1 protein-coding gene (only partly in view) is annotated in these 24,885 nt (G+C 53.0%); it reads right to left on the bottom strand.

Annotation, left to right across the window (positions count from 1 at the left end; genetic code table 11):
- Window positions 1-279: 279 nt before the first annotated feature.
- A protein-coding gene (locus tag PPM_RS12370; protein ID WP_043921404.1) for a non-ribosomal peptide synthase/polyketide synthase crosses the window boundary here: on the bottom strand, window positions 280-24,885 show its 3' portion. Its footprint extends 17,646 nt past the window's final position; only the last 24,606 of its 42,252 coding nucleotides appear in the window; its start codon lies beyond the right edge, outside the window; the stop codon is at window positions 280-282.

Below are 24,885 nucleotides of genomic sequence, written 5' to 3'. Positions count from 1 at the left end.
TAGTGAGCAAAAGCTCTTCTGCCCTACTTGGCTTGATTTTGTTCATATTAAGAGAAATTGCAGCACCGGTAAACGGAATTGTGGTGGGCAATCTGCAATTTACATGGGGTTGGTTATTGCATAAGGTCCCTAGGGTTTTATCATTTATAAATAGTCCAGATCACAAGCCTGGATCGTTGTAATATTAGAAAAAAATACTTAGCAGGCAAGGGCCATCGGACGGAGCCGCTGCCCTTGCCTGCTAAGTGAAATCATTTTTTTAGAAAAATGAAAACTAATTTAGAAAATAAAATCGATGGAATCGGGCGAGAAGCCTTCTGCTTGCTCGTCCGAGTTTACCTGAAGATCGCTTAATAGCAAATTTGGATTGGCTCCAACCTGTGACAGGATCGCTATCAAATCTCCGGTTAATCGTTCAATAGCATCTGCGCCAAACAGCTTCGTGCAATATTCAAAGGAACCCTTGATCTGCCCGTCTTCATCACTCATAGACAAGGTCAAATCGAATTTGGAGGTCCTGTGTTCCTTAACATAAGGACTAAAGGATAGTGTTTCAAGTTGTGCTTCCTGCGACTCCGTATTTTCCAGTACAAACACAGTGTCAAACAACGGGTTACGACTTGCATCCCGCGCTACATCCAGCTTTTCCACCAGCTCTTCCAGTGGATAATCCTGATGCTCGAAGGCTTGCAGCGTACGATCTCTGGCTTCCAGCAAGTAGTTATGGAAAGTTTGGTTGCCCTGCGGCTGGTGCCGGATGGCTAGTGTATTGACGAACATGCCGATCAGCGGCTCCAGTTCAGGCAGCAAGCGGCCTGCTACCGGCGTACCGATGATCAAATCGTCCTGACCGCTGTATTTGGACAACAGGACGGTGTAGGCGCTCAATAGCACCATATACAATGTGCTTCCAGTCTGTGCCGCTATCCGGTGCAACTGCTCGGATACATTCGGGGCCACGGTAAACTCATACATTGCCCCCTCGAAGCTGCGAACAGCAGGTCTAGGATAAGCAATCGGCAAATCCAGGACCGGTAATTCCCCGGCTAAATGCTCCAGCCAGAACTGTTCCCGGCGCTGGTAGGACTCACGCTGCATTTCCTGCTGCTGCCACACCGCATAGTCCTTGTACTGAATTGGCAGCGGCTTCAAGGCCTGTCCCTCGTACAGTTGTCCCAGCTCCTGCACGATATTGTTAGACGATACCCCGTCTGAAATAATATGGTGCATGTCGTACATCAGGAGATGGCGCTCGGGTCCGGTTTGAATAAGACGGACACGCAGCAGCGGTGCCTGCCGAAGATCGAAGCTGCGTACAAAGGACTCGATATACACTTCCGCTTCGGACTCACTGGCCTGCAGGCGTTCTACGACAAACTCCACTTGATCGTAAATCCGCTGAACAACCTCGCCGTCCACCATTTCAAAGGAAGTTCGCAGCGTTTCATGACGGGCTACTAACTGACGGAACGCTTCCTCCAGTCGATCTGCCTGAAGCGGTCCCTCCACTGTTAATACACCCGGCATATTGTAGCTGAGATCCCCACCTTCCAGATGGCTCAAAATATACAGTCGTTTTTGCGCCGAGGAGACAGGATAGTAAGACTGTTTCGTCGCAGCAGGGATCACCGTATAGGTGTCTGTCCCGTGCGTTGCAATGAGTTGGGCTTGCTGCTCAATCGTAAAGTGTTGGAACACCTCACGCAGTGTCATTCGGCTGCCCAGTTCCTGATGCATTTTGGCCACCAGTGTCGTGGCCCGCAGGGAATGCCCACCCACATCGAAGAATGAGTCGGTGACGCCTACGCTGGACAGCTTCAAGACATCCTGCCAGATTTGGGCTAGCTTGGCCTCCAGTGGCGTCCGCGGTGCCACGTACTTCAGGCCTCCTTCAAGGCGCGCTTCCGGTGCTGGCAGTGCCTTCCGGTCGATTTTCCCGTTTGGCGTCAGTGGGAAACGATCCAGCTGTACCACATACGTCGGGATCATATAATCCGGCAGCTTCGGCTGCAGCGCATTCCGCAGTTCCGGTAAACTCAGCGACTCCGAAGCTACGATATAGGCACACAGATCCTTGTGTCCGTCTTCGTTTTCCCAGGCTGTGACCACGGCTTTTTGAATGCCGTCCACGGTCAGCAGCTGCGCTTCCACCTCGCCCAGCTCGATCCGATACCCCCGAATTTTCACTTGGTGGTCAATCCGGCCCAAATACTCGATACTGCCATCCGGCAGCCACCGTGCCAGGTCGCCCGTTCTGTACATCCGGTTTGCGAAAGTGCTGTCCGCTGGATCAGCGGCCGTCGCATCACCGAACGGATTCGGAATAAACTTCTCAGCGGTCAGTTCCGGCAAGTTGAGGTATCCTCGTGCGATACCTGCACCTCCGATATAGAGCTCACCCGCGATACCGATCGGCACCAGCTGTTGCTGGTTGTTCAGGATATACACTGCCTGGTTCGCTATCGGCGTTCCGATGGATACCGTATGCTCCCCTTTTTCCAGCAGTACATGCAGAGACTCTACATCTTCAATCGTATAAGCCGTCGCATCTACCGTCGTTTCCGTCGGACCATACACGTTCGTAATGACCGGACGATACCCGGACCACTTGTGAAGGAACACCTTTACCAACTGCACGGATAAGGCTTCGCCCCCGATCAGGTAATGCTTCACATCCGGCGCTTCGGTCACGCTGACGCTTTCGTTTAAAATATGCAGATGCGCAGGTGTGCCGTCCGACAGGTCGATCCGGTGCATACGGTAGTACGCAATCAAATGCTCCCCGCTCAGGCTGACGTCACGGGACACCACATGCAAGGTGTGACCTAACAGCAAGCTGGCAAAGATTTGCTTCACCGAGGCGTCAAATACAAAGGCTGACAGCCATGCGATGTGAAGCGGCTGATCATACCGGCTGAATACCCGCTCGTATAAAGCATCTACCAGATTGCTGACACTGCCCTGCTCGATCATGACCCCTTTCGGCTGACCGGTTGTACCTGACGTGTAAATCATATAGGCCAGGTTGTACAGGCCGGCGACAGGGATCAGGTTGCTCGCATCCTGTGCTCCCAATTGAGCCTGTACGTCCTGATCGTCAAGAACGATAGCTTGTACTGTCGATGGCAGTTGAAGTGACAGGTTGGCGGCTCTGCTTGTGATTACAACCTTCGCCCCACTGTCTTGAAGCATATAGTCGATCCGTTCCTGCGGATACATCGTATCCATTGGCACATACGCGCCTCCGGCCTTCAGTACCGCCAAAATGCTCACCAGAAGATCCGCAGAACGTTCCAGCAGTACGCCTACTGGTTGATCTGCTTCAACCCCTTTCGCCCGTAGCACACGAGCCAATTGGTTCGCCTGCTCATTCAGCTCAGCGTAGGTTAGCGCCATATCCTCAGACACCACGGCTATCCGCTCAGGATGGTTCTTCGCTTGCGCTTCAAAACGCTCGCTGAGCGACAGCCCTTGCAGTGTTCCGCGTACGCTATGCGCATTCGGATCATTGAATACCTTCAGAATCCGCTCGGTTTCTTCTGTCGTAATGAGCTCCAGCTCACCCAGCTTCGCATCCGGGTTCGCCGCCACAGCTTCGGCCAAGCGAATAAAGTGACGTGTCATCCGTTCAACGGTTTCCCGTTGATACAGCGCAGTTGCATACTGCAATCCGAACTGGATGCCTGCCTCTTCCTCTCTGGCTTCCAGCGTCAAGTCAAACTTCGCTGGCGTTTGCTCCAAGCCATATGGACGGAAGCTCAGGTCTGCCAACTGTAGTTCGCCTTCTTCGGTCGTTTGCAGGGTAAACATCGTATCGAATAGCGGATGGCGGCTCATATCCCGCTTCACATTCAGCTTTTCCACCAGCTCCTCAAATGGATAGTCCTGATGCTCGTAGGCTTGCAGGGCGCGAACCTTCACTTCTTCCACGTAGCTGCGGAAGGTATGTTCCGCTGTCGGATAGTTTCGCAGTGCCAACGTACCGACGAACATGCCGAGGATCGGCTCCAAATCCGCATGCGGTCGTCCGGCAATCGGCGTGCCGACGACGATGTCCTCCTGGCCGCTGTATTGGTGCAAGAGGGCGGTATACGCCGCCAGCAACACCATATACAGCGTAGAGCCGGTGTGCGCAGCCAGTTCTTTCAGACGCTCGCTTACTTCGCGTTCCAGCCCAAACACCACGGTATCGCCTGCCGTACTTCGCACCGCCGGACGGGCAAAGTCTGTCGGTAGATCCAGCACAGGCAGTTCACCCCGGAAGGTATCGAGCCAGTAGGCTTCCTGACGCTGCATCCATTCCTGATGGGCTTCGCTTTGCTGCCATACGGCATAATCCTTGTACTGTATCCGCAGTGGCGGTAACTCTTCACCGTCGTACAAGCGGACAAATTCATTAGTCAGTACCCCCATGGACACGCCATCCGAAACGATGTGGTGCATATCGAGCATAAGCAGATGTTGAGATTCCTGCTCTACTCCCTGGACGCCTAGATCCACCAAGCCTACTCGCAGCAGCGGCGCAGCTTTGAGATCAAACGGACGGACAAAGCGACTCACCAGCTCATCCACTTTCTTGCCGACCCTCGTGTCTGTATCCGTAGTCGCACCCTCTGCTTGTACCTTCGTATATTCCACTTCGAACGGAACCGTGTCCTCAACCCATTGCATCGGCTCACTGTCGATCAGATCAAAGCGGGTGCGCAAGGACGCATGACGGGCGATCAGTTGACGGAATGCATGTTCCACCCGCTTCACATCCAGTGGACCGCTCACTTGCAGCACCGACGGCATGTTGTAGTTCACATCATGCGGATCGAACTGATGCAGCACATACAGTCGTTTTTGCGCCGAGGACAGGGGATAGAAGCTGCGCTTTTCCGTTACTGGAATGGACGCATAGGTTACTTGGTCCAGCTGTTCCAGTACAACGGCCTGTTGCTCAATCGTTGGTGCTTCAAAAATACTGCGCAGTGGAAGTGGCTTGTTCAGCTCTTTGTGAATCTTCGAGGCCAGTGTCGTCGCCCGTAGTGAGTGCCCGCCAATCTCGAAGAAGTTTTCCTTCACACCGACCTGAGTGAGACCCAGTACATCCTGCCAGATTTGCGCCAGCTTCACTTCCACCCATGTCCGAGGTGCAACATAGTCGGCTCCGCTTTGCAGGCTGCCCTCTGGTGCTGGCAGGGCCTTGCGGTCGATTTTACCGTTCGGTGTCAGCGGCATTTGTTCCAGCTGTATCACATAGGAAGGAATCATGTAACCCGGCAGCTTCTGGCTCAAAGCGCTGCGTAGCTCACTTGCGACAACTTCCTCATCGGCGACCACATAAGCGCAGAGCTGCTTTTGCCCTTGCTCATCTTCCCGTGCGATGACCACAGCTTCTCGCACTGCCTCCAGTTTCAACAGCTGCGTTTCTACCTCGCCCAGTTCGATCCGGTAGCCCCGAATTTTCACCTGCGCATCGATCCGCCCCTTATATTCCAGCGAACCATCCGCATTTAAGCGTACCATGTCGCCTGTGCGATAGCAGCGTTCTCCGCTACGGAACGGGCTGTCGATGAACTTTTCGGATGTCAGGTCCGGACGGTTGCGGTAACCACGTGCTACCCCGTCACCGCCTACCAGTAGTTCACCCCATACCCCCACGGGCTGAAGCCGCATCGAACGGTCCACAACATACGCTGTCGAATTATGGATTGGTCTGCCAATTGGCACCGATTCCGATTGTACACCGGTGATCGCGTGTACTGTGGAAAAGGTCGTATTTTCAGTAGGGCCATAGATGTTACTGATTCGCAGGGACGGATGGGCCTCCAGCACCCGGTTCATATGTGGTACGGACATCACATCACCACCAACCAGTAGCTCCCGTACCCCCTCGAACAGCGCCAGATTCTGCTGGGACAGCTGGTTAAAGAGCGGTGTGGTCAGAAACATCGTGGTAATGCCATGACTGCGGACAGCTTCATTAAGCTTGAGCGCGTCCAAAATGACATCCTGACTCACTAACACAAGCTGTCCACCGTTTAATAGAGCTCCCCAAATTTCGAAGGTGGATGCGTCGAAAACAATCGCGCCTGTCTGCAAAATGCGCGTGTCAGCATCCAACTGCGCGTAGTTTGTATTTTTCACCAAACGCACAACATTGCGATGCTCTACCATGACACCCTTCGGCTGCCCCGTCGTACCCGACGTATAAATCACATACGTTAGATCGTTCGGACCGGACAACGGCTCCAGATTGGAGCCATCCTCGTGATGCACACTCTCTGCCCCATTCAGCACCAGCACCTGACCGTCGAAAGCTACTTTGTCCACCAAGTGGCTTTGCGTCAACAACAGCTCTGCTCCCGAGTCATCCAGCATATAGCGGATACGCTCCTCTGGATACGTCGGATCGATTGGCACATATGCGCCTCCGGCTTTCAAAATGCCTAACATACCCACAATCAAGTCTACCGAACGCTCGGTCATCAGACCCACCAGATGATCCTTGGTCACGCCTTGACTGCGCAAGGTACGAGCCAGACGATTCGCACGTTCATTCAGCTCGCGATAGGTCAACTGCTCTCCTTCGAAGTACAATGCTGGCTGTTCCGGTGTCTGCACGGCTTGTGCTTCGAACAAACCATGAATCGTTTGCTTGCTTGGATACTCAGCAGCTGTATCTCCCCATACACGGAGAATTTGCTCGCGTTCCTGCTCGCTTAACACATCCAACTCCTGCACTTGAATGTCCGGCTGCGCTACCACCTGCTCCAGCAGCTGTACCAGATGACCCTGCGTCCGTTCCACCGCTTCCCAATCATATAACTTCGCATTGTATTCGAATCGGATTTTCATCGCTTCCTGCGGCATGACGACCAGATTGAAATCATAGTTGGTTTGTTCAATCATCCCTGCATTGCTGATGACAAAATCCGACTCCGCACCTTCGCCAAGCTGCTCGACCTGCTCCTCCACCGGATAGTTTTCAAACACGATAATGTGCTGGATCAGCTCTTGCTTTTGCTCGGTCAAGGCTTGAATTTCATACAGCGGATACGTTTCGTAATCTTGAGAAGCCAGCGCCTGCTGCTGATTCGCTCTAATCAGGTCGGCAAAGGTGTCCTCAGCCTTACTACGGATACGTACTGGAATGGTGTTAATGAACAAGCCCACCATGTTTTCGATCCCTGAAATATCTGCCGGGCGACCCGATACTACACCGCCAAAGACGGCGTCGTTACTACCGTTGTACTTTTGAAGCAGTAAGCCCCATGCCGTTTGTAGGAGCGTATTGGTGGTCACGTGATACTGCTTGGCTACCATTTCCATACGTTTGGTCAAGTCTTGGCCCAGATCGCACAGCACATGCTCAAATTGTTCACCCTCGGCTTTCGCGCCTACTTTGCCGGTTGGAATCGACGTTTGCTGATCATAGCCCAGCAAATATTCCTTCCAATATGAAGCGGCTGCTGCTACATCTTGAGCTTCCAGCCACGCAATATACTGACTGTATGGAGTCACCGGGGCGAGCTTCGGTGCTCTATGCTCTACGGCTGCAAAATAAACCTCAAACACTTCATCCGTTACCAACGCCACACACCAGCCATCCATTAGGATGTGGTGAGAGCTCCAGACAAAGTAATAATCCTCATCCCCGGTCCGCAAAATCGCCACGCGCATCAACGTATCCCGGGATAAATCAAATCCGGCGGCCTTATCCTTACGAATAAATTCCTGCACATACGCGTCGCGTTCCTGATCTTCCAAATGACGCAAATCCTCATATCTAAAACCAACCTCTTTATGGCGGAAAATCACCTGTACGGGCTCATCCTGCCAGCCGCTAATGAAATTAGCTCTAAAGATCTCATGCCGCTGCGCCAGTTGATTCAAGCTATCTTGGAAAATATCGGCCTGGAAGCGTCCGCGCAAATCAAAGGTCGTTTGTTCAAAATAAGCCCCTGATTCTGCATCCATCAGACTATGAAACAACATGCCTTTTTGCATCGGTGTCAAGGCATATACATTTTCCAGTTCCCCGATGTCACGCGTCCGTTCGACCAACTGATCCAGCTCGGCCAAGGTTACAGGTTTAAGCATCACATCACTTGGCGTCAGTTCCTGCTGTTTGCGACCCGCGCAATGCGCGATGATTTCCTGCAGGCTGGTTCTGAGCGCTTCGGCTAGCTGTTCCATCGTTTCCTTGCGATATTCCTGATGGCTGTAGCTGATCGTCAATTGCAATTGACCTTCGGAAATCAGTCCGTTCAGATCCAGGGTGTGCGATCTGGCTGCATGTGCGCTAAGCTCGGCACCACTAGCGTAAGGAGACACGCCAATGGATTGATGTTGCATATCCTGGTCAAATTGTCCGAGATAGTTAAAGCTGATTTCAGGTTCGGTTCCAAAATGCGCTTGCTCACATGCTGCAGATAGGTATCTCAGCATCCCGTAGCCAATGCCCTTTTGCGGAATCCGGCGTAGCCCTTCTTTCACCTGTTTGATGTGCTGTGAAAGGTCTTGCCCTGCGCTCATATCCAGCACAACCGGGAACTGTGTCGTAAACCAGCCCACCGTGCGCGTAATATCCAGCTCTGGCAAAATGGACTCCCGCCCATGGCCTTCCAGGGTGACAAGCACGCGTTCAATCCCCGCCCAGCGATGAATAGCCGTGCCAAGTGCGGTCAGCAGCAGATCATTCATATCTGTGTTGTAGGCACGATGCGCCTGTTTTAACAACTGCTCCGTTTCCTGAGTGGTCCATGTGACCGTCATAAGCTCGCTGTCTTTATTCAAGGATTGTAGTTGCGGCTGGTCTTTTGGAAGCGGCTCATACGCCCCCTGTTCCACTTCCTGCCAGAAGGAGAGCTCTGCTTCCATTGCTGGACCGTTCGCATAGTGAGACTGTGCCTCAGCCCAAGTGTGGAACGAATCCGTTTTGTGCGGAAGACGAATCGGTTGTCCGTTCAATGCCTGTTCATAGGCTGTCGTAAGATCCTCGAACAAAATGCGCCAGGATACGGTATCCACCACTAAGTGATGAATAGCCATTAGCAAATGATCTCCATCGGGGCAATGGAACAGCCCCAGCTTCACCAGCGGTCCTTCGCTTAAATGAATCCCCGCCTGAATTTCATTTGCTTTAGCCTCGATCGCCGTAGACACTTCAGTCTCATGGCTGAAGTCTATACGTTCCAGCGTATACAGCTCGCCCTCACCCACCGCGCGGTTCCAAGCTTCATATCCGTGCTCCGTAGGACGGAAAACGATCCGCAGTGCATCGTGATGGCTAACGATGTGGTCCATCGCTGTGCGCAGCGCCGCTACATTAAACCCATCCTGGCTATGCAGCATGATGGACTGATTATGATGATGAGCATCCGTCAGGTTTTGCTCAAAGAACCATTGTTGAACAGGTGTCAGCTTCACCGCGCCCACCACTTCGCTCTGATCCGCCAATCTTGTCACCGATTGGACTTTCAGCGCCAAGGCAGACACCGTCGGATGACTGAACAGGTCTTTCATCTCCAGTCGATAACCTGCTTGCAGCAAGCGGGACGAGACTTGCAGAGCCTTGATCGAATCGCCGCCCAGCTCAAAGAAGTTATCCTGCGTGCCTACGGCATCCACGCCCAGCACTCCGGCCCATACCGCAGCCAGTACTTGCTCCACCTTCGTACGCGGGGCCACATAAGCTGCTCCTGTATGGATGCTGCCTTCCGGCTCTGGCAAGGCCTTGCGGTCGATTTTGCCGTTGCTGGTCAGCGGGATGGTCTCCAGTCGCATCAGACGTGCAGGCACCATGTGTGCTGGCAGTCCGGCTTCCAGCTCGGTCTGTACTTCCTCCATCCGCAGCTCGGCTTCTCCCGTGATGTATCCACACAAATACTTGTGTCCACGCTCGTCCATCCGGTCGATGACTACGGCTTGACGCACACCTGGCACCCGCTGGATCGCCGTTTCAATCTCGCCCAGCTCAATCCGGTATCCCCGGATTTTGACCTGGTAGTCCATCCGGCCGATAAAGTCCACATTGCCGTCTGGCATCCACCGCGCCAAATCGCCTGTGCGATACAAACGTTCCCCCGGTACGTACGGGTTCGCTACGAATTTCTCGGCTGTCAGGTCCGCACGGTTCAGGTAGCCCCGTGCGACCCCGATGCCGCCGATGCACAGTTCGCCCAGTACGCCGATCGGCACCGGATTCAGCTGGCTGTCCACGATGTAGAAGCGTGCGTTCAGCCATGCCTGGCCAATCGGCACATGGCCGCTGCTTGGCAGCTTCGATAGTTCTTCGTCATAGAAGCTGGAGTCAATCGCCGCTTCGGTGACGCCGTAGCTATTTATTATGCGGATATTCGCACCAAATCGTTCTTGCAGCACCCGGTAATCCGTCACGCTGCAGCTGTCCGAGCTGGTGATCAGCAGTTCCAGACTGCTCATGTCCAGCCCCTGTTCATGCACATGCTGCATAAACGGTACGATCAGGGCCGGAGTGGATTCGAACACGGTAATCTGGTAATCGCGAATCCATCCGTACAGACGGCTTGGATCAATGCGGTCATCTTTTGGACAGATGACCATCGTGCCCCCGTTATAAAGCGTCCGTGCAATATCACCGACGAACACGTCGAAGGAGAAGCTTGCTAGTTGCAGCAGTCGTACCGGGAACTGGTTCAGACGGTAATCTCGGCGATACGCTGCAGCCGTATTTACCAGGCTGCGATGCTCAATCATGACGCCCTTCGGACGTCCGGTTGTGCCAGAGGTGTAGATCACATACGCCAGATCGTGCGGATCGTTGATCGGTTCAACGTCCGTCGTATCACCGGTGTACAGTGACTCATCGTCCAATGCCAGTACGGTATGCAGACGCAGCCCTGTTGCCGATTCGGATGCTGCTTCGCTGTCAGACTTCGAATCTGCTGTTCCATTTAGGTTTCCATGAAGAGCACCTGATTCCATCGTTTCAGCGCCAGCCGCTGTTTCCAGTTCGCCCTCCGTCTGCCCTCCGGTCAAGGCTTCTTGGCTTTCATTTAGCCATACTTGTGCACGCTCCTGCAATCCCGCTTGGGTCAGCAGCACCGTTGCGCCGCTATCCTCCAGCATGAAACGAATGCGTTCGGACGGATAGTCTGCATCCAGCGGCACATATGCGCCTCCAGCCTTCCATACCGCCAAAACGCCGACTAGCATGTCTACCGAGCGTTCACTCCAAATGCCGACAATCGACTCGCGTCCGATACCTTCATTTCGCAATCTACGCGCCAATTGATTTGCACGTTCATTCAGTTTCCGGTACGTAAGCCGTTGCTCCTCGTACACCACCGCCACATGATCCGGTACAAGCTGGGCCTGTTCTTCCACGTAGGTATGGAACAGTGCTCCTGCTTCAACCGCAGTAACATCTGATACGCCTACATCTCCAAAACCATAGAGGATTTGTGCTTTTTCCTCGACAGTTACCATATCCAAAGCGGCCAGTGGCTGCTGTGGATGCAGTGTAATGGCTCGTACGAGTTCAGTAAAATGCTGTGCAAAGCGCGCGATGGTCTCAGGTTTGTACAGCGCCGTGCTGTATTCCAGACTGCACAGAATGCCTTCTGGCTGCTCTACAGCATCCAAGGTCAGATCAAATTTGGACGTATGATCGTCCGTCGGATACGGCTTAAAGGTCAGCCCTTCCAGCTCGAACTCCTGCTGCTCAAATGTTTTCAATTCAAACATCGTATCAAACAGCGCATTCCGGCTCGTATCCCGCGTTACATTCAGCTTTTCAACCAGCTCTTCAAACGGATATTCCTGGTGCTCATACGCACTGAGCGCATGCTCTTTGACCTCTTGCAAGTAGTCCAGGAACGTTTTGTCACCAGACGGATAATTACGGATCGCCAGCGTGTTCAGGAATACGCCTACTAGGCTACCCAGCTCCGCATGTGGTCTTCCGGCAATCGGCGTGCCGACGATGATGTCCTCTTGACCCGTGTATTTATGCAAGAGTGTGTTATACGCTGCAAGCAATACCATGTACAAGGTGGATCCGGTTTGCGCGGCCAGCTGCTTCAACTGCTCGCTGTCCTCCATGCAGATCGCAAACTCAAATCGAGTTCCTTCCAGACGCTGTACGGCGGGTCTTGTAAAATCCGTTGGCATATCCAGTACCGGAATTTCACCAGACATGGTGTTCAGCCAATAGCTTTCTTGCGCACGAAGACGTTCACTTTGCATATCTGCATGCTGCCAAACGGCATAGTCCTTGTACTGAATACGCAGTGGCGGGAGCTCCTTGCCTTCGTACAATTGAGAGAACTCCTGCACGATAATTCCTTCCGTGACGCCATCCGAAATAATATGGTGCATGTCATAGAGCATAACGTGACGCCCCGGTCCGTTTTCGATCAGCTGAACCCGCAGCAACGGGGCTTGTGCGAGATCAAAGGCACGTACAAAGTCCTGTGCGTACTGCGGTGTCTCTTCTTCGCTTGCTTGCACATACTCCACGCTGAATGGGACGTTAGATTCAATCCGCTGAATCACCTCGCCATCGATCATCTCGAATCGGGTTCGCAAGGTTTCATGACGGGCGATGAGCTGGCGGAAGGCTTGCTCCAGTCGCTTTTTATCCAAGGAACCTTCGATAATCAAAGCTCCTGGCATGTTGTAGCTCACCTCTCCACCTTCCAGATGACTCAGCACGTACATCCGTTTTTGCGCCGAGGAAACGGGATAATAGTCGCGCTCCTCCGCCACAGGTATGGATACATACATTTGCTGGGCCTGATCTTCACCCATCACCTGTACCAATTGCTCAATCGTCGGATATTGGAAAATATCTCGCAAGGCCAGCTTGTGATTCAGCTCCTGATGGATTTTCGCCATCAGTGTTGTAGCGCGCAGAGAATGTCCTCCCACTTCAAAGAAGTTATCCTGGATGCCTACCCGCTGATGATTCAGAACGCTTTGCCAAATACGTACCAATTGTTCTTCCAGCGGTGTGCGCGGCGCTACGTACTCCGTGCCTCCTTCGAGGCGCGCTTCCGGTGCTGGCAACGCTTTGCGGTCAATTTTCCCGTTTGGTGTCAGCGGGAATTGATCCAGTGGTACGACATACGTCGGGATCATATAGCTCGGCAGTTTGGGCTGGAGTGTGCTGCGCAGCTCCGGCAAATTCAGCGCCTCCGAGGCGACGACATACGCGCACAGATCTTTGTCTCCGTTTTCGTTTTCCCAGGCGGTGACGATGGCTTTCTCAATGCCATCCACAGTCAGCAGCTGCGCTTCCACCTCGCCCAGTTCAATCCGGAAGCCCCGGATTTTGACCTGATCATCCATTCGGCCGATAAAGTCTACATTGCCGTCCGGCATCCACCGCGCCAAATCGCCGGTGCGGTACAGTCGTTCACCCGGTACGTACGGGTTCGCTACGAATTTTTCCGCCGTCAGGTCCGCACGGTTCAGGTAGCCCCGTGCGACCCCGGCTCCGCCGATGCACAGTTCGCCCAGTACACCAATCGGCACCGGATTCAGCTGGCTGTCCACGATGTAGAAGCGGGCGTTCAGCCATGCCTGACCAATCGGTACATGACCGCTGCTTGGCAGCTTCGACAGTTCTTCGTCGTAGAAGCTGGAGTCAATCGCCGCTTCCGTGACGCCATAGCTGTTCATGATGCGGATATCTGCGCCAAACCGTTCTTGCAGCACCCGGTAATCCGTCACGCTGCAGCTATCCGAGCTAGTGATCAGCAGTTCCATGCTGCTCATGTCCAGCCCCTGTTCATGCACATGCTGCATAAACGGTACGATCAGGGCCGGAGTCGATTCGAACACGGTAATCTGATAATCGCGAATCCATCCGTGCAGACGGCTAAAATCAAGTCGGTCGTCTTTCGGACAGATGACCATCGTGCCGCCGTTATAGAGCGTCCGCGCCATATCCCCGACGAACACGTCGAAGGAGAAGCTGGCCAGTTGCAGCAGTCGTACTGGGAACTGGTTCAAACGGTACTCCCGGCGATACGCCGCAGCCGTATTCACCAAACTGCGATGCTCGATCATAACACCCTTCGGACGTCCGGTTGTTCCGGAGGTGTAGATCACATACGCCAGATCCTGCGGTTCGTTGATGTGATCAACGTCTGTCGTATCTCCGGTGTATAGTGACTCATCGTCCAATGCCAGCATGATTTGCAGACGCAGCTTTGTTGCCGATTCAGATGCTGCTTCGCTGTCAGACTTCGAATCTGATTTCAAGCTCAAACCTTCATTCAGGTTGTCTCTTTCCATCGTTTCAACGCTAACCGCCGTCTCCAGCTCACCCTTAGCTTTTTCATCGCCCAAAGTCCATTGGCTTTCATTCAGCCATGCTTGTGCGCGCTCCTGCAATCCCGTCTGGGTCAGCAACACCGTCGCACCACTGTCCTCCAGCATGAAACGAATGCGTTCGGACGGATAATCCGCATCCAGCGGTACATATGCGCCACCAGCCTTCCATACTGCCAGTACGCCGACCAGCATGTCTACCGAGCGCTCACTCAGAATGCCGACAATCGATTCGCGTCCGATACCTTCATTTCGCAATCTACGCGCCAATTGGTTCGCACGCTCGTTCAGTTTCCGGTACGTAAGCTGTTGCTCCTCGTATACCACCGCCACTTGATCTGGTATAAGCTGTGCCTGTTTTTCCACATAGGTATGGAACAGGGCTCCTGCTTCAACAGCAACATCCGTTACGCCCACTTCTCCAAAACCGTAGATGAGTTGCTCTTGTTCCTCATCGGTTACCATATTCAAAACTGCCAGTGGCTGCTGTGGATGATAGGCAATCGCTCGAACGATTTCCGCAAAATGCTGTGCCAATCGCGTGATGGTCTCCCGCTTGTACAGCACTGTGCTGTATTCCAGACTGCACAGAATGCCTTCCGGCTGCTCTATCGCCTCCAAGCTCAGATCGAATTTTGCCGTTTGATTATCCAGTGGATAGGAGCTCAAGGTCAGCCCTTCCAGCTCGAACTCCCGCTGCTCCAACGTTTTCAATTCAAACATCGTGTCGAACAGCGCATTCCGGCTCGTATCCCGCGCTACATTCAATTTTTCAACCAATTCTTCAAAAGGATAATCCTGATGCTCATACGCACTGAGCGCATGTTCCTTGACCTCTTGCAGATACTCAAGGAACGATTTGTCGCTGGATGGATAATTACGAATCGCCAGCGTGTTAATGAAGACACCGACTAGATTACTGAGCTCCGCATGCGGTCGTCCTGCAATCGGCGTACCGACTACAATGTCCTCTTGGCCTGTGTATTTATGCAAGAGTGTGGTGTACGCCGCTAGCATCACCATATACAGGGTAGAGCCGGTCTGGGCAGCCAGTTCTTTCAGGCGTTCACTAACCTCACGCTCCAGTACAAATTCGATCATATTTCCTGCCGTACTCTGTACCGCTGGGCGGGCAAAGTCCGTAGAGAGATCCAGTACAGGCAGTTCCCCTCGGAAGGTATCGAGCCAGTACGCTTCCTGACGCTGCATCCATTCCTGATGGGCTTCGCTTTGCTGCCATACGGCATAATCTTTGTACTGTATCCGCAATGGCGCCAGCTCTTCACCGCCATACAAACGGACAAACTCATCAGTCAGGACCTCCAGGGACACCCCATCTGAGACGATATGGTGCATATCGAGCATAAGCAAATGTTGGGATTCCTGTTCTACTCCTTGAATGCCCAGATCCACCAAGCCTACTCGTAGCAGCGGCGCAGCTTTGAGATCAAACGGACGGACAAAGCGCCGCACCAGCTGTTGCGCCTCTATGTTGACCCTGGTGTACCTATCTGTAGTTGTGTCCTGATTTGTATCCGCAGTCGCACCCTCTGCCTGTACCTTCGTATATTCCACCTCGAACGGTACGGTGTCCTCGATCCATTGCATTGGCTCACTGTCGATCAGCTCAAAGCGAGTACGCAAGGTCGCATGGCGGGCGATCAGTTGACGGAATATATGTTCCACTCGTTTCACGTCCAGCGGACCGCTCACTTGCAGCACCGACGGCATGTTGTAGTTCACATCCAGCGAATCGAACTGATGCAGCACATACAGTCGTTTTTGCGCCGAGGATAGTGGATAGAAGCTACGCTCTTCCGTTACCGGAATGGACGCATACGCCACCTGATCCAGACCTTCCAGCACGGCTGCCAGTTGTTCAATCGTTGGTGCTTCAAAAATACTGCGCAGAGGAAGCTGCTTGTTCAGCTCCTTATGAATCTTCGAGGTTAGTGTCGTCGCCCGCAGCGAATGTCCGCCAATCTCGAAGAAGTTTTCCTTCACGCCAACTTGCGCCAGGCCCAGCACATCCTGCCAAATTTGCGCCAGCTTCACTTCCACCCACGTCCGCGGTGCAACATACTCGGCCCCGCTTTGCAGGCTACCTTCCGGTGCTGGCAGTGCCTTGCGGTCGATTTTGCCATTGGGACTCAGTGGCATCTGCTCCAGCTGTACAAAGTAGGACGGTACCATGTAGCTTGGTAGTTCCTGCCCCAGCTCACTTCTCAGCTCGCTGGCACTGATTTCTTGCCCCGCGACATAGTAGGCGACCATGTGTTTTTGTCCCGTTTCATCTGCACGAGCCATGACAATCGCTTCTCGTACCGATTCCACTTGGAGCAACTGCGTTTCGACCTCGCCCAGCTCAATCCGGTACCCCCGGATTTTCACCTGATGGTCGATCCGGCCCAGATATTCAATGTTCCCGTCCGGCATCCATCTCGCCAAATCGCCGGTACGGTACATTCGCTCATACCCTGCTTCCCCGCCAGCAAACGGATCTTTCACAAATTTCTCAGCCGTCAGCTCCGGACGGTTCAGATATCCTCGTGCTACGCCGACACCGCCGATGCACAGTTCACCTGCCACGCCAATTGGCTGCAATTGCTCCGTGCCTTCCTTGACGATGTACAGACGAATGTTTTGAATCGGTTTCCCGATCGGAATAACCGCATATTCCTCTGACGGCTCGCAATCGAAGTACGATACGTCCACCGTCGCTTCGGTTGGGCCATACAGGTTGACCAGCTTCGCTCCGGCCAGGCTCGACACGAGCCGCTGGAACCGGGCCACATGCTGTGGCGGCAAGGCTTCACCACTGGCAAAGACATGGCGCAGTGTGCCCAGCTTCGCTTGCATCACTTCTCGTGGCTGCTGTTCCACATACTCCAGGAACGCATGCAGCATGGCTGGTACAAAGTGCATCGTGCTCACGCCATCGCGGGCAATCGTTTCGACGATGTCTTCCGGGTTCTTTTCCCCGCCGACCGACAGCAGGCTTACCTTTGAGCCGACCATCGACCACCAGAACAGCTCCCACACCGACACGTCGAAGGTAAAGGCGGTCTTTTGCAGGATCGTATCTTCTGCGCTCAGGGCGTACCGATCATGCATCCACAAAATCCGGTTTAACACGGAATGGTGCTCCACCATTACACCCTTCGGTTTTCCGGTGGAACCGGAGGTGTAGATGACATAGGCGACATGGTGCGGCCCAGCCAGGGGCTCCAGATTTGAACCATCTTCGTGGTAAATATTCTTGCCAGCCTGCTCCTGACGATCCAGCACCAGCACCTGACCGTCGAAACTCAGCGATGCTTGCTCCGCCAGATGCGATTGCGTCAGCACCAGCTTCGCGCCCGAGTCCTCCAGCATAAAGCGGATGCGGTCAGCCGGATATTCCGGATCGATCGGTACATAAGCTCCGCCTGCCTTGAGGATCGCGTAGATACCTACGATCATGTCCAGCGAACGGTGAAGCAGAATGCCCACCGGCTGATCCGGTTCCACCCCTTCCGCACGCAGCGTCCGGGCCAAACGGTTGGCTCGCTCGTTTAGCTCACGGTAGGTCAGCGACTCTTCACCGCACAGTACCGCGACTTGCTCCGGCATGTTCGCGACCTGCTGCTCAAACAGACTGCTTAGTGTCTGATCCTGCGGATAGGCTGCCGCTGTATCTCCCCATACCTGAACGATCTGTGCCTGTTCTTCCGGTGTCACCAATTCCAGCTCATTCACACGGATATGCGGATTGTTCACGATTTGCTCGATGACATGCAGTACATGTCCCTGCATCCGCTCGATCGTAGACCGGTCGTACACATTCGCGTTGTATCTGAACATGATGCGGAAGGTTTCATCCGGCATCACAATCAAATCCAGATCATAGTTCGTCTGCTCAACAACCTCTACATTCGTAATGTCAAATGCAGACGGACGAACTTCACCCAACTGCTCGACTTGCTCCTCTACCGGATAGTTTTCAAATACCATAATGTGATTAATCAGATGCTGCTTCTGCTCGGTCAGCGCCTGAATTTCATACAGCGGGAAGCTGTCATATACCCCCGAAGCCAGCGCTTGCTCCTGCGTGTTCCGCATGATTTCGACAAACGTGGCATTTCGTTCACTTTGAATCCGAACCGGAATCGTATTAATGAACAGACCGATCATATTTTCTACGCCCGCAATATCCGTCGGACGTCCAGATACGACACTGCCGAATACAACATCTTCATTGTTATTATATTGCTGCAAAATAACGCCCCACACGCTCTGCATCAGCGTATTGATCGTGACCTGCTGCTGCTTTGCAATCCGGTACATGGCTTCGCTCCACGTTGGATCCAGATCTACCGTTACTTTTTCAGAAACATATTCGCTGGCTTCGCTTGCTGTCGAGGATACCGCATGTTCCCTGCTGTCCGTCACGTGGTCTTTCGATGCAGTATCCGATCCAGGCAGCAACGTCTGCTGTTCAAAGCCCGCCAAATAGTTGCTCCAATACTCTTTTGCCGCACGTTCATCCTGACGCTCTAGCCACTCGATATATTGGCCATACGGTGTGATCGGAGCCAGCTCCGGCTGTTTCTGCTCCAGCAGCGCAAAGTACGTACCAAACACCTCACCCGTAACGAGCGATAAGCACCAGCCGTCCATGATAATGTGATGGAAGCTCCAAACCCAGTGATACGTTTCTTCATCGGTCTGCCATACCTGTACGCGCATGAGTGCATCCGTACCGAGATCAAAGCCCCGAGCCTGATCCTCCTGCTTCAACGCCTGGATATACGCCTGTTGTTCTGCTTTCGGCATTCCGCGTACATCCTTGAAGGACAGATCGCTATCTTTGTGACGGAACACCAGTTGCAATGGCTCCTGACCGTGTCCGGTCTCAAACCGATGGAAATTCGTCCGCAGCGCTTCATGACGCTGTGTCAGCAGATCTAGGCTCTTGCGGAAAACAGCAACATCGAAGCTGCCTTTTTGATCAAACGAGGCTTGCTGGAAGTATGCACCTGAGTCGGGTTCCATCAAGCTATGGAACAGCATCCCTTTCTGCATGGGAGAAAGAGCATACACATTTTCCAGTTCACCCACAGAAGCCGTTTGCTCCGTTAATTGCTCCAGTTGTTCCAACGACAAGCCTTTGAACAAGACATCGCTTGGCGTTAGTTCGCTCCGCTCTTGGGAGGCACAATGCTTGATTACTTCCTGCAAGCTTTCCCGTAGCAGCCGGGCAAACTTCTCTACATTTTGCTGATGATATACTTGGCTGTCATAGCGAATTTCCAAGGTCAGCACGCCTGCTGTAATCATGCCGTTCACATTCAGCGGCTGCTCCAGCACGGTATAACCACTCATCGGTTCTCCGTCCGTATGCGAAGACAGCACGATGTCACTCTGTTCCAAATCCTGATCAAATTGTCCCAAATAGTTAAAGCTGATCTCAGGCTGCAGGCTCCAGGAAAGATTAGCGTTATCCTGAGACAGATATTTCAGAATACCGTAGCCAATGCCCTTATGCGGCACATGACGCAGGTCCTCTTTGACCCGCTTGATGCGCTGCCCTACTTCCGCCTTTCCATCGACATCCAGCAATACTGGATACTGACTCGTAAACCAGCCCACGGTACGTGTGATATCCACATCTGGAACAATAGCCTCCCGGCCATGTCCCTCCAGATTGACCAGCACACGCTTCTGCCCGCTCCAGTTGTACAATGCGCTGCCGAGTGCGGTTAACAGCAGATCATTGACCTCCGTGTTGTACGCACGATGTGATTCCTGAAGCAGCAACCGGGTTTCCTGTTCGCTCCAAGCTACGGTCACCGTCTCACTATCTCTGACCCAAAAAGGCTGTCCTGCTGCTTTGTCTTGATCCTTAGGTAGCGATGCAACTTCCATGTGGGCAAGACGCTGCCAGTATTCGCGTTCGTTGTCAATGGCCGGACTGTTCGCATATTGAGACAACCGTTCTGCCCAAGTGGAGAACGAATCCGTTTTATAAGGCAAGCGAATCGCTTCTCCCCGAACGGCCTGCTCATAGCCAGTCGCAAAATCTTCAAACACAATCCGCCATGAGATCCCGTCTACGACCAGATGGTGAATCGCAATCAATAAGTGATCTCCATCTGTGCAGCGGAAAATTCCCAGCTTCACCAGCGGTCCTTCATCCAGACGAATCGAGCTTTGAATGGCACTCGCCTTCGTTTCAATGGTTGCTGCCACCTCTGCAAGGGTTGGCATATCTGTCAAATCCACAATATCCAGACTGTACAGCTCGCCTTCATTCACACCGCGATTCCACGCTTCATAGCCCTGTTCGGTCTGACGGAAGATCATACGCAAGGCATCATGATGCTCCGTCACCTTGGTCATCGTTTGACGCAATGCGTCTAGATTGAAACCTTCTGCTTGATGCAGCATCACCGATTGGTTGAAATAATGTGGCTCTGCTGATGATAATCCAAAGAACCATTGCTGAATCGGCGTCAGCTTGACGCTGCCTGATACCTCGCCCTGATCGGCCGTACGATTCACTTTTTGTACATGACTGCTCAGTAGCGAAATGGACGGATATTGGAACAAATCCTTCATGTCCAGCTTGTAGCCTGCTTGCAGCAAGCGGGACGATACCTGGATCGCCTTGATTGAATCGCCGCCCAGATCAAAGAAATTATCCAGAATCCCGACGCTCTTCGTTCCTAGTACCCCCTGCCAAATCGAAGCCAGCGTCTGCTCCAGCGCTGTGCGCGGCTCTACATAATCCGCTCCGCTTTGCAGACTGCCTTCCGGTGCCGGCAGGGCCTTACGGTCGATTTTACCGTTGGGTGTCAGCGGCATCTGCTCCAACTGAATGAAATACGAAGGTACCATGTAGTTTGGCAGCTCCTCACCCAGGAAGCTGCGCAGCTCCCCAGCGCTTACGTCTCTTTCAGCGACATAGTACGCCACCAGTTGGTTTTGCCCCTGCTCGTCCGCTTGGGCCAGTACGATGACCTCTTGCACGTCTTCCACTTTCAAGATTTGTGCCTCGACTTCACCCAGTTCGATCCGGTAGCCCCGGATTTTCACCTGATGGTCGATCCGGCCTAAATATTCAATGTTGCCGTCTGGCATCCATCTCGCCAAGTCCCCTGTACGGTACATTCGTTCATAGCCGGCTTCACCCGCCGCAAACGGGTTCGCTACAAATTTCTCTGCCGTCAGCTCTGGTCGATCCAGATAACCACGCGCCAGACCCGGACCGGACACGTACAGTTCACCTGCTACGCCGACCGGCGCCAAATGTCCATGCACATCCACCATGTATACCCGGTGATTCGGCACAGGACGTCCGATGGAAATGAGTTGTCCTGCCCTTTCATCCTCGGATACCGGCCAGATGGATGTTGCCACCGAGTTTTCGGTTGGACCATAGCCATTGTAGTACGCCACCTGATCCTTCCACTTGTATACCAGTTCGGTGGATGAGGCTGAACCCGCAGTGAACAGAATACGCAGGTGCGGCATCCGCCCCGGCTCCAAATACACTGCATAAGTTGGCGGCAAAGCAGCCACCGTAATGTGGTGATCCGCCATATATTGCTCAAACCGTTCGTAGTTCAAAATCGTCTCTGTTGTTGGCACATATAACGTAGCCCCGCAGAACAGCGCCTGGAAGATTTCCCAGCAAGCCGCATCAAACGAATAGCTGGCAAATAGCAGCGCATGATCCGACGCACGAATCTTGAGCGTCCGATCAAAATACGTTTTCAGATTGCACAGCCCGTGATGCTCCAGCATAACGCCCTTCGGCTGTCCGGTTGTACCCGACGTATAAATCACATACGCCAAATCGTTCGGACCAGACAGCGGCTCCAGGTTGGAACCATCCTCGTGGTACACCTCCTGCGCTCCATCCAATACCAGTACTTGACCATCGATAACTGCTTTGTCCATCAGATGACTTTGTGTTAACAGCAGCTTCGCACCCGAGTCGTCCAGCATATAGCGGATACGTTCCTCCGGATAGGTTGGATCAATAGGGACATATGCGCCTCCAGCTTTCAAAATCCCGAAGATGCCCACGATCATATCCACCGAACGCTCGGTCATCAGACCCACCAGCCGATCCTTCGTCACGCCTTGACTGCGCAAGGTATGAGCCAATCGATTGGCGCGTTCATTCAGCTCGCGATAAGTCAGCTGCTCTCCTTCAAAGAACAAGGCTGTCTGCTCCGGTGTCTGTGCAGTTTGCACTTCGAACAAGCCGTGAATCGTTTGTTTACTTGGATAGGCTACCGCTGTGTTTCCCCATACCTCAACGATCTGCTTACGCTCCTGCATCGTAACCATGTCCAGTTCATGTACGCGAATGTTCGGATTGGCTATCACCTGTTCCAGCAACTGCACCAGATGACCTCGAATTTGCTCGACACTTTCCCGTTCAAAGGCCAGGGCATTATAGCCAAAGCTCATGTGAATGGTGTTCCCCGGCAGCACTACCACGTTAAAGTCATAGTTGGTCTGCTCGACAGACTCGGCTCCTGTGATCGTGAAGCTGGACGCCTCACTACTACCTAATTGCTCTATTTGTTCCTCTACCGGATAATTTTCAAAAATAAGAATATGATTGATCAAATCCTGCTTAAGCTCCGACAACCCCTGAATTTCATACAACGGATACGTATCATACACATGGGAAGCAATCGATTGCTCCTGGGTTTGCTTCATCACGTCGGAGAATACGCTGTCCACCTGACTGCGGATACGCACCGGAATCGTATTGATAAACAGACCAATGATATGCTCCACATTCGGAATGTCTGCCGGACGTCCAGATACTACACTGCCAAACACGACATCATCGGTGCCATTATATTTTTGCAGTAAAAGGCCCCATACGGTTTGCATCAACGTATTGATGGTGACCTGATAACGCTTGGCTATGCGCTGAATACCAGCTGTGAGATCTGCGCCCAGATCAAAATCCAAACGCTCCGACTGATACCCCGTCTTACCCTGAATTTTTGCCTGTGGCAAGCGGGACTGCTCCTCATACCCTTCCAAAACCTTGCTCCAGTAGCTCGATGCAGCCTGACGATCCTGCTGCTCTAGCCATTCGATATATTGACTGTACGGGGTTACAGGGGCCAGTTCCGGTTGTTTATGAGCCAGTATCGCAAAATAACTTGCAAACACTTCGTTGGTCACCAGCGACAAGCACCAGCCGTCCATCACAATATGGTGGAAGCTCCATACAAAACGATACGTCTCCTCACCTGTGCGCAACACAGCGACACGCATCAAGGCGTCTTGTGCCAGGTCAAAGCCTCTTTGCTTGTCTTTACGCGTAAATTCGAGCATGTATTCGTTTTGCTGCTCGTCCTCCATGTCCCTTAAATCTTCAACATACAGTTCGCTGCGCTTATTCCGGTACACGACCTGAAGCGGTTCATCCTTCCAGCCGCTGTAGAAGTTCGTGCGCAGTACCGTATGCCGCTGCACCAAGACATCCAAACTGGCTGCAAAGGCAGCGATATTAAAATGTCCTCGCAGATCAAAGGAGGCCTGTTCAAAATAAGCTCCCGATTGCGAATCCATCAGATTGTAAAAGAGCATGCCCTTCTGCATCGGCGTCAGTGCGTATACATTTTCCAGCTCACCGATACGTGCCGCCTGTTCCGCAATCTGTTCCAGCTCACCAGTCGTCAGACCTTTGAAGGATACATCACTTGGGGTAAGCTCTGGCCGCTCCTGAGCGACGCAATGCGTAATGACCTCCTGCAAAGCGGATTTCATTAGCCCCGCCACTCGTTCCAGCGTTTCTTTACGATACTGCTTACGGCTGTAAGCGATCGTCAAACGCAGCGTGCCTTCCGAGATCATTGCGTTCAAATCCAGCGTGTACAGTAACGGTGAATGGGCATCCTCTGTCTCCCCTGCACGGTAGGAGGACAACGTAATTCCACTGTTTTGCAGATCCTGATCGACCTGCCCCAAATAGTTAAAGCTGATTTCCGGTTCGGCTGCGATCGTGCCCACTTCATCTGCAGGCAACGCAGAGGACAGGTAACGCCAAGTGCCATAGGTCAGGCCTTTATGCGGAATCCGGCGCAATCCTTCCTTCGTTTCTTTAATCCGCTGAGCCAGCGTCAGGTTTGCACCTGTATCCAGCAGCACCGGATACAAGCTCGTAAACCAGCCGATCGTACGCGTAATATCCACCTCTGGCAGGATCGCTTCCCGGCCATGGCCCTCCAGGTTCACCAGTACATGTCCTGCGCCTGTCCAGTTGTGCACCGCGAGTCCCAGCGCGGTCAGCAGCAAATCATTGACCTCGGTGTTATAGGCGCGATGTGCATGCTTCAGCAGTTGCTGGGTTTCAGCTTCAGTCCACTCCACCGTTAGCACTTCGCTGTCTGCATTCACGGAGCCCTCGTAGGCAAAATCCTTAGGCAGTGGTGCAGCTTCAGCTTTGACCTGTTCCAGCTGCTTCCAATAGACTTCATCCGATGCAGCCTCAGGACGGTTAGCATAAGAGGATAACTCCCGTGCCCAAGTTTGGAAGGAATCTGTTTTATATGGCAATCG

The organism is Paenibacillus polymyxa M1, assembly GCF_000237325.1.
In the GTDB taxonomy this organism is placed as follows: domain Bacteria; phylum Bacillota; class Bacilli; order Paenibacillales; family Paenibacillaceae; genus Paenibacillus; species Paenibacillus polymyxa_C.
Note: the sequence above shows the minus strand (reverse complement) of the source record. Positions and strands in the feature narration are given on the sequence as shown.